This window comes from Pseudomonas sp. (genome assembly GCF_050739655.1).
GTDB lineage: Bacteria > Pseudomonadota > Gammaproteobacteria > Pseudomonadales > Pseudomonadaceae > Aquipseudomonas.
In genome coordinates this window covers 1-7,295 of record NZ_JBOIBY010000096.1, presented here as the reverse complement: position 1 = coordinate 7,295, position 7,295 = coordinate 1, and the positions used below count along the sequence as shown (strand labels likewise).

General features: G+C 58.8%; 9 protein-coding genes. All 9 read right to left on the bottom strand.

Annotated elements, in window-relative coordinates; all coding sequences use genetic code 11:
- Nucleotides 1-52: 52 nt before the first annotated feature.
- Nucleotides 53-310 (bottom strand): hypothetical protein, encoded by a 258-nt coding sequence (locus ACRESJ_RS05145; RefSeq protein WP_431756936.1) that lies wholly within the window; start codon nucleotides 308-310, stop codon nucleotides 53-55.
- Nucleotides 307-519: a hypothetical protein gene (locus tag ACRESJ_RS05140; RefSeq protein ID WP_431756935.1), complete on the bottom strand. Its 213-nt coding sequence runs from the start codon at nucleotides 517-519 to the stop codon at nucleotides 307-309. The genes ACRESJ_RS05145 and ACRESJ_RS05140 overlap by 4 nt, the downstream gene beginning before the upstream one ends.
- 115 nt (nucleotides 520-634) lie before the next feature.
- Nucleotides 635-760, bottom strand: coding sequence for a hypothetical protein (locus tag ACRESJ_RS05135; protein ID WP_431756934.1), 126 nt, complete (start codon nucleotides 758-760; stop codon nucleotides 635-637).
- Between the two features lie 207 nt (nucleotides 761-967).
- On the bottom strand, nucleotides 968-1,147 hold the full coding sequence (locus ACRESJ_RS05130) for a hypothetical protein (protein WP_431756933.1): 180 nt from the start codon (nucleotides 1,145-1,147) through the stop codon (nucleotides 968-970).
- Between the two features lie 155 nt (nucleotides 1,148-1,302).
- Nucleotides 1,303-2,472 (bottom strand): lactonase family protein, encoded by a 1,170-nt coding sequence (locus ACRESJ_RS05125; RefSeq protein ID WP_431756932.1) that lies wholly within the window; start codon nucleotides 2,470-2,472, stop codon nucleotides 1,303-1,305.
- A complete protein-coding gene (locus ACRESJ_RS05120; protein WP_431756931.1) occupies nucleotides 2,465-2,761 on the bottom strand; it encodes a DUF5629 family protein in 297 nt (98 codons plus the stop codon). The genes ACRESJ_RS05125 and ACRESJ_RS05120 overlap by 8 nt, the downstream gene beginning before the upstream one ends.
- Nucleotides 2,762-2,951: 190 nt before the next feature.
- A complete protein-coding gene (locus ACRESJ_RS05115) occupies nucleotides 2,952-4,532 on the bottom strand; it encodes an aldehyde dehydrogenase (NADP(+)) (RefSeq protein ID WP_431756930.1) in 1,581 nt (526 codons plus the stop codon).
- Nucleotides 4,533-4,542: 10 nt separating this feature from the next.
- On the bottom strand, nucleotides 4,543-5,535 hold the full coding sequence (gene araD1, locus ACRESJ_RS05110) for an AraD1 family protein (RefSeq protein ID WP_431756929.1): 993 nt from the start codon (nucleotides 5,533-5,535) through the stop codon (nucleotides 4,543-4,545).
- Between the two features lie 150 nt (nucleotides 5,536-5,685).
- A complete protein-coding gene (locus ACRESJ_RS05105; RefSeq protein WP_431756928.1) occupies nucleotides 5,686-7,008 on the bottom strand; it encodes an MFS transporter in 1,323 nt (440 codons plus the stop codon).
- Between the last annotated feature and the right edge of the window lie 287 nt (nucleotides 7,009-7,295).

Sequence of the window (7,295 nt, the reverse complement as noted above, 5' to 3'; positions counted from 1 at the left end):
AAAAAAAATCAAAAGATCGCAGCCTTCGGCAGCTCCTACAGGGGATGTGTTTTCAGGCCAGTACTTCGCACATCCCGATGACAGAGCAATCAACCTGGAACGGTCCGAAAAATCCGCTGTCAGGCTTGATCGGCGGATTGCCGGCCAGCATCCCCATGGCCTTGGCTGTCTCGATGTTGCGCGCGATGTTGTGATTGGCCTCCATGGCCCGCGCCACCCCACCTATCGAACCTTGCCCGATCCCCAGCAAGGAAAATCCATTGGTGATGAACGCAAGGAAGGCGATGACCAAAAGTTTGCAACGGTTCATGCTCCGCCGACTCCTGCGAGGTCAGCCTGATCGACCAGCGCCTGTTGCGCGCGGTGCTCGAACTGGATGCCAGGGTGTGCGACCTGAATCGGCGCGTCGAAGCTTTGTTGCGACTGCGGTGAAAGGCTGAACACCAGCACCATGACCAGGTAAAGACCGATAGCCACATAGGCGCCGTGTTTGGCAGAAGTGATGATTGCGCGGGCCATGATGAACTCCGTGGACATGTTTTAGTGTCCACAGAATCGTTCAAACGAGCCTCGATAACCAACAACACGTGTCTATAGCGACTATCAGCTGCATTGATCATCAAGCCCGATAATTTCAGTCTTCGATGAAACTGATCATGCGCTCGCGGGCAGCGTCAGGCTCCCCGGACAGGGGCTCTGAGTCAGAGAAAATCGGAGTGGAATAAAGGAACAGCAGAACCACGGCCAGACGCATCGCCATCTTGTCGATCCTTTTCTTGAGAAGGAGTCAAAAAATCAGCGCCAAATTTAAACCGGTGGTTGGGTGATATCAAGAACTACATTGATGGCAGTTTGACACTGTCGTAAACGCGTTATGCAGGAGCGACATCACTTCATCGCTTTTCGAGTCGTAGCTCTCGATCGGCAAGTGACTTCGCTCCTGCATAAAGGGTGCAGGGAGACAATTTCAGTGCTGGGCTTTGTGATCCAGAGCGGCGTAGAAGTTGGCACTTTGTTGCAGGTATTTCTGGGTGTAGCTCTGGGTGTGGGATTTTTTATCGCTGACGTCAACGCTGGCACTGGCTGGCAGAGCAACGCTGGCAGAGATGGCGGAGGCGGCGATGATGGAGAAAAGATTGAAGTTCATGGGTGTATTCCTCGGAGTCAGTTGGCTTGCTTGCCCGGTGGGGCCGTGAAGCAAACTTAACCTCCGAGGAACGAGACCTTGAAATGCTTTGTAGCATTACCAAATATCAGCCTCATTGATAGAAGCTACAGGCCCCATCAACCGGGGCCTGCGGTCTATTGTCGCAGCAAGAACTTGAGGTCGCTCGGGGCATCCATCGGCAGTTTTTGCACGGTTTTGCCCAGCAGGCCGGTCTCGGCATCGCGCTCGACGACGACAATCTGGTTGCTTTTCTGGTTGGCGATCAGCAAGAACCGGCCGCTGGGATCAAGGCTGAACTCCCGTGGATGATCACCCTCCACCGCCCGGCGCTGGAGCTCCTTGAGATGGCCGCTGGCGGGATCGATAGCGAACACCAGCAATTGATTGGCAGTACCACGGTTGCTGACGTAGAGGAATTTGCCATCGGCTGACGCGTGCAGCGCGGCAGCGGCCTTGTCAGTGACGGGTTGACCGGCAGCCAGATCGACCATTTGCGTTTGCTCAAGCTGGCCATCGTGGTAATCGAACACGGCGACCTGGGCACTCATTTCCATGGTCAGCCAGGCGTGCTTGCCATCGGCACTGAACAACAGATGACGCGGCCCGCTACCGGGCGGTAACTGCACAAACGCCGGCGTAGCCGGGGTCAGCGGCAGTTCCCGGTTGGCCTTGGGGTCAAAGCGGTAGACAAAAACCTTGTCCGCACCCAAATCATTGGAGAACACGTATTTGCCATCTGGCGAAGGGACCGTCGAATGCACATGCGCCGACATCTGCCGTTCGGCATTGACCAGACTGGCTGGATGGCTGCTCATCTGCACCACCGGTTTCAACGTGCCATCGGCGCTCACCGGCAATACTGCCAAGGTGCCACCGGGATCTTCAGCCACAGAGTAATTGCTGACGAACAAATGGCTGGCATCGGCGCTGAGGCTCGAGTGCGTGGGCTCGTTGCCCAGGCTCCGCACCTGATTGATCAGGCTCAGTGCATGGGACTTGGAGTCGATCGCGTAACTGCTGACGCGCCCCACCGGGTCGGCTTGGCCGGGGCCATTTTCGTTGACCACGAACAGACGCCGCTGATCCCTGGACAGGGTCAGCCATGACGGGTTTTCGCTTTGGATCACTTGCAGCGGCTTGGGGTTGATCTGCCCGGTGGCGCTGTCGAAATTCAGTCGGTAAATGCCCTGGCTCTGACCCGCGGTGTACGAGCCCACGAGCAGTTGATAGTCCTCGGCGGATGCAGCTTGAACACCCATCGCACCGATGCTGCCGGCCATCAACAGTGGCCAGAGGTTACGCATCCTCTTGTTCATCGTCTTCGTTGTCGCCGCTGATGACGTCGCCGACGCATACGAGGCGATGCTCACCCTTATCGTCCTTGATCAGCCAGCTTTGCAGGGATTGATCGAAAACCGCCGCCTGGATCTGCGCCGGAGTGAATTCCCAGTGCAGGGCATTGCGACCATCGATGCATTCGATGTGCAGGTTGTCGTCTTCATCCAGGGCGAATTCGAAGGCATGCAGCCCGTCGATTTCCACCATACCGCAGTGTTCGAGGGCGTTGAGCAGGGTGTCCGTTACGGCATTCATGGCAGTCAATCTTTGAATGGGAAAGACGCAATGATAGCTCAATGTGAAGGGCGGCCTTGCGTTGATCGTTCCCACGCTCTGCGTGGGAATGCATCCACGGACGCTCCGCGTTCGGCTCTTGGTTGGGACGCGAAGCGTCCCGGGCGGCATTCCCACGCGGAGCGTGGGAATGATCTGCACCGGTTTACGGTTAGAGGGCTTCGCGCGATGGCTTGCCGTCGACCAGTCGCTGAATGCGCAGCGGATTGCCGTTTTTCAGCGCATCCGGAAGCAGGCTGTCCGGATAGTTCTGGAAGCACACAGGGCGCAGGAACCGATCGATGGCCAGCGTCCCCACCGACGTACCCCGGGCATCCGAAGTCGCCGGATACGGCCCGCCATGCACCATCGAATCACATACTTCGACGCCCGTCGGGTAGCCATTGAGCAGGATGCGACCGACCTTCTGTTCCAGCAACCCCGTCAACTCGCCGAACTGTAGGAAATCCGCCTGTTCGCCGATGATCGTTGCAGTCAACTGACCATGCAGCCCGTTCAAGGCAGCACTCAGTTGCGCCTGATCCGCCACTTCGACGACGACCGTCGTTGGTCCGAACACTTCTTCTTGCAGCACCTCATCGCCGTTGATCAGCAGGCTGACGTCTGCCTTGAACAACTGCGGCTGCGCCTGGCGACCTTGTTGTGCGCTGCCTGACAAATGCTCGATACCTGGATGATCGAGGAGCTTTTGCAAGCCCTTGCCATAGCTAGCCAGTGTCCCGGCATTGAGCATGGTTTGCGCCGGCTGTTCCGCCATCATGCCGGTGACCGATTGCAGGAACTCACTGAACTGCGGCGAACGAATGCCAATCACCAGCCCCGGGTTGGTACAGAACTGACCGCAACCCTGAACCACTGAGGCCGTCAGGCCACGGGCGATGGTTTCGCTGCGTTCTTGCAACGCGTGCGGCAGCACGATCACCGGATTGATGCTCGACATCTCGGCAAACACCGGAATAGGCTGCGGGCGTGCCGCTGCCATGTCGCACAACGCGCGACCACCCTTGAGCGAACCGGTAAAGCCCACCGCTTGAATTGCCGGATGCTTGACCAGCGCCTCACCTACCCCACCGCCGTAGATCATGTTGAACACACCGGCCGGCATCGCTGTTTTTTCCGCTGCACGAATGATCGCGTCAGCCACCCACTCGGCGGTTGCCATGTGGCCGCTGTGGGCCTTGAACACCACCGGGCAGCCGGCCGCCAATGCCGAGGCGGTGTCGCCACCGGCGGTCGAGAACGCCAGCGGAAAGTTACTGGCACCGAACACCGCAACCGGCCCGAGGCCAATGCGGTACTGGCGCATGTCGGGACGCGGCAGCGGCTGGCGCTCAGGCAATGCCCGATCGATGCGCGCACCATAGAAGTCACCGCGACGCAGTACGCTCGCGAACAGACGCATCTGCCCGCTGGTACGGCCACGCTCACCGATAATCCGTGCAGCCGGCAGCGCAGTCTCGCGACAAACCAGGGACACGAACTCATCGCCCAGCGCATCCAGCTCAGCGGCAATCGCATCAAGAAACTGTGCGCGACGTTCGGCGCTTAGGCTGCGATACGCCGGATACGCCGCAGCAGCGGCCTTGGCGGCGGCGTCGACTTCCTGCGCGGTGGCCTGGATGAAATCATGGGGCAACGCCTCACCGGTTTCGGCATCGACGCTCTGTAGCTTGACGGTGCCCAACGCGCTGCGCTGACCACCAATGTAGTTGTGACCAAGAATCAGGGTCATGCCTTTCTCCTCAAAGTGTGCCAATGGTGTCGGGCTCGAACGCGGCCTCGACCGGCGCGATGCCATTGATCAATGGCGCGCCGAATTCGGCCTGACTGATTTCGAACACATCGCCCGGCTGCGTGCGTACGCCATCGGCAAACGACAGGGTCGCGGTGCCGAAGAAATGGATGTGCACATCCCCCGGACGCAAGAACTGGCTGTATTTGAAATGGTGGTATTCAAGGTTCGCCAGGCTATGGCACATGTTCGCCTCGCCGCTGAGGAACTCGTTTTGCCACAACACTTCGCCGTTACGCAGGATGCGACTGGTGCCCGCCAGATGCTGGGGTAGCTCACCGACCCGCAGTTCCGGGCCGTAGCTGCAACTGCGCAGTTTCGAGTGCGCCAGATAGAGGTAGTTCTTGCGCTCCATGACGTGATCGGAAAATTCGTTGCCCACGGCAAAACCGAGGCGATACGGCTTGCCATCGTGACCGATGACGTACAGGCCGCTGAGCTCGGGCTCTTCGCCGGCGTCTTCGGCGAAGGGCGGCAGCGGGAACGATTGTCCCGGGCGCACCACAATGCTGCCGTCGCCCTTGTAGAACCATTCCGGTTGTACACCCGCCTGACCGGCTGCGGGCTTGCCGCCCTCCACGCCCCATTTGAAGATGCGCATGGTGTCGGTCATCGCTGCTTCGTCACCGGCCTGCTGATGCATCTTGTCCCGAGCCGAGGCACTGCCCAGATGGGTCAGGCCGGTGCCACTGACCAGCATGTGCGCCGGGTCCGGGTGATCCAGCGGTGGCAGGATACGCAGTTGAGCGAGCAACTCGGCGTAATCGTGGCTGATACCGAGGCCCAGGGCATTCACTTGTTGCTCAAGACCGACACCCGCCTCGATGGCCGCCAGGGCCAGGTCGCGAACGGTGCGTGCGTCCTGCACTTCACGCACCAACCCTTCCTCGACGACACCTACGCGGCGTTCGCCGTTACTCAATTCGAATTGAACCAGACGCATGAATTTTCTCCTGTTTAGTTCAAACACCGCCAATCCCTGTGGGAGCTAGCCTGCTAGCGATAGCGGAGTATCTGTCACCATAAACATTGAATGTGGCGGCCTCATCGCGAGCAGGCTCGCTCCCACAGTTGGCCAATGGTGGTATGTGAGTCAGGTACGGGTAGCGCCCCGGGCACTGGCGGCAAATTCATCTGCCGGCAGCACGTGCTTTCGTTCCAGCTTGCGATAAACCACGCCAGTCAGAATCAACCCGAACACCATCACGCAAGACAGGAAATACAAGCCCGAGGCCAGGTTGCCGGTGTACTCCTTGAGCGCACCGATCACGAATGGACCGATATAGCCGCCCAGGTTGCCCACCGAGTTGATCAAGGCAATTCCCGCCGCCGCGCTCGCGCCGGCAAAGAATCGACCCGGCAAGGTCCAGAACACAGCGGTGCAGGAAAACAGCGCGAACGCCACCAGGCACAATGCCGCCAATTGCAACACCGGCACCGACAGCCAGGCACTGAGGAACAGGCCGATGGCACCCAGCACGTAAAGCACCGCCAGATGGCCATAGCGATCATTCAATCGGTCGGAACTGCGCGGAATGATCAGCAGACCAATGATCCCGAAAATGTACGGCACCGATGACACGAAACCGGTGACCAGGTCACTGCCGCCAAACTGCTTGATCAACGTTGGCAACCAAAGACCGAGGCCATAAATGCTCAGGGTCACCGGCAGGTAGAACAGCGCCAGCAACAGTACGCGTTTGTCCTTGAGCGCATGCAACGGGTTGCCGTGGCGGGTCTGGCCGTAGGCTTCAAGGTCCTTGTTCAGCTCGCCTTTGAGCCAGTCTTTTTCCGACTGGTCCATCCACTTCACCTGTTGCGGGCCATCCGGCAGCCAGCGCAGCACCGGCCACGTCAGCAGGATCGCTGGCGTACCGATGACGATGAACAGCCACTGCCAACCGTGCAGCCCCAACACGCCGTCCATGCCCAGCAGTCCACCGGACACGGGACCGGTGATCATCATGGCAATGGGTTGGGACAGGATGAACAGCCCGAGGATCTTGCCGCGATGGCGAACCGGGAACCATTGGGTGATGTAGTACAGAACGCCCGGAAAAAACCCGGCTTCGGCGGCGCCGAGCAGAAAGCGCATCACATAGAAGCTGTTGGGCCCCTGGACGAACGCCATGCCGATGGTGATGGCGCCCCAGGTAACCATGATCCGCGCGAACCAGCGTCGCGCACCAAAGCGGTCGAGCATCAGGTTGCTGGGGATTTCCAGCAGGAAGTAGCCAATGAAGAACAGCCCTGCACCCAGACCGTAAGCCGCATCGCCCAGGCCGATGTCGGCGCCCATGTGCAATTTGGCGAAGCCCACTGCGGAGCGATCCACATAGGCGATCAGGTACAGCAGGATCAGGAAGGGAATCAGTTTGAGTGTAATGCGACGAATAAGCCGCAGTTCCTGGCTCATGGGATCGGTCTCCGATTGTTGTTTTTATAGAACCTCAGGGGACGCCTCTCACGGTAAATCGCCAGGGCCGTCCCTCCAGTGGAAGCGACTATATAGTAATACTATTTAATCGGGCAACACTTCCAATGCAGTGGAATTGCGCTTAATGTACGCCTCAGCCCGAACAATATAGTCATACAATAAGAGAATCGATCATGTCTGATAAGAAACCCACCCTGCGCTCCGCCCAATGGTTTGGCACCGCCGACAAGAACGGCTTCATGTACCGCAGCTGGATGAAGAATCAG